We start from the raw sequence: 1,827 nt of genomic DNA on the forward strand, positions 1-1,827 counted from the left end.
CGCCGCCTCCATATAGGCGCAGACCCGCATGGCGCCTACTTCGGCGTTGACCTGCACATTCAGGCTGAAGCCATCACCGAGGTCATCGATGTTCAACGTCAGCGGATAGTTGGTGCGTTCTTCACCGCCGAGGGTCTCGATGCCCTGCCAGGCCCGCGCGGTGTCTTCGCAAACACTGGCGACGGCACTGTGGCGGTAGTTGAGCAAGGCACTGAACAGCGGCGTCGGTGCGGCCACCCCGCTGCAACGCTGGGCCAGGGCCAGGGACGCATGTTCGTGCCCCAGCAGCGCGGTCAGCCGCGCATGGGTCGCCTTGACTCCGGCGCGCACGCCCTGCCCGCCCACGGCCACCCGCAGCGGCAAGGTGTTGATAAACATCCCCAGCGCGCGGTCGGCACCCTCGCCGCCTTGCATCCGGCCCATCAGCACGGTGCCGAACACCACCTCCTGCTTGCCCGAAACCTTGCCCAAGACCTGGGCCCAGGCCAAGTGATGCAGGCTGGCGACGCTCACCCCCAACTGCCGGGCTCGAGCCCGCAGGCGCAGGCTCAGGGCTGGCGACAGGACCCGGGTGGCTTCCTCGATGGCATGACCGTCGCCCTGTACATCCTGCAGGCCGAACGGCAAGGTCGGTTCATCGATATCGCCAAGCATGTCGCGGAAGAATGCTTCGTCCTCCTCCCGACGCCCACCCAGGCGCGCCTGGGCCACATAGTTGCGGTACGGCACCGGGCTGCCCAGCTGCGCGGCCTGTCCCAGCAGATGCGTCTGGATTTCATGACGCACCACCTCCAGGGCGGTATGGTCCAGGGCCATATGATGGAAGCGCAGTATCGCCACCCAACCCTGCTCGGCTTCGTCCTCGGCAAACGCCAGGTGCATCAGTGGCGCGCGGGTGACGTCCAGGCGCGAGTGTCGGGTATCGAAACGCGCCTTGAGCTGGCTCGCCACATCACCGGCACGCGGGTCAAACGCCAGGGTTTCGCAGTGCAGCCGCGCCTGGCGCCAGACCACCTGGACCGGCTCATCCAGGCCCTGCCAGAGCACGGCGGTGCGCAGGATGTCATGGCGGTCGATCACCTTTTGCAGCGCCTCGGCAAAGGCATCCAGGCGCTGGCGATCCGGCACCGTGAACAGCGCGTGCAGGACGTAGGGGTCGCCGGTCCCGGCTGACAGATGGTGATAGAGAATGCCTTCCTGCAACGGCGCCAGCGGATAGATATCCTGCACGTTCGCCGCACCGCCCGGCACACACGCCACCACCCGGTCGATGGCGGCCTGGTCGAGGCTGACCAGCGGCAGCATATCCGGGGTGATACGCTCGCAACCGGCCGGGATGGCGTTGGCCGGCACCACGATTTCCCGCCCGCCGCCCACGGCCGCGGCCAGGGCGGCCAGCGTCGGCTGGCTGAACAGCGCCTGGACATCGACACTGAGCCCGGCCTGGCGCATATGGCCGATCAGGCTGACGGCCAACAGCGAATGACCGCCCAGCTCGAAGAAGTGATCGTGGCGCCCGACCTGCTCGACCTTGAGCAAGTCGCTCCAGATCCGCGCCAGGGTGGTTTCGGTTTCGCCCTGGGGCGCCTCGTAGCCGCGGCGGATCAGCGCATCGCCGTCCGGGGCCGGCAGGGCCTTGCGGTCGAGCTTGCCGTTGGGGGTCAACGGCAGCTTGTCCAGCACGATGTAAACGGCTGGAACCATGTATTCCGGCAGTTTTTCCTGCAGATGGCGGCGCAGGCTCTCGATATCGACTGAGGTCTGCCCGGCAACCAGGGTGTAATAGGCCACCAGGCGCTTGTCGCCCGGGATATCTTCACGGGCCGC

Annotated in this window: 1 protein-coding gene; it reads right to left on the reverse strand. The window is 67.1% G+C overall.

Annotation, left to right across the window (positions count from 1 at the left end; genetic code table 11):
* The coding region (locus M5B99_RS29455) for a condensation domain-containing protein (RefSeq protein WP_248807435.1) at positions 1 to 1,827 on the reverse strand (1,827 nt) is incomplete at both ends.

The sequence above is a fragment of the Pseudomonas sp. MWU13-2100 genome (assembly GCF_023242365.1).
Lineage (GTDB): Bacteria > Pseudomonadota > Gammaproteobacteria > Pseudomonadales > Pseudomonadaceae > Aquipseudomonas.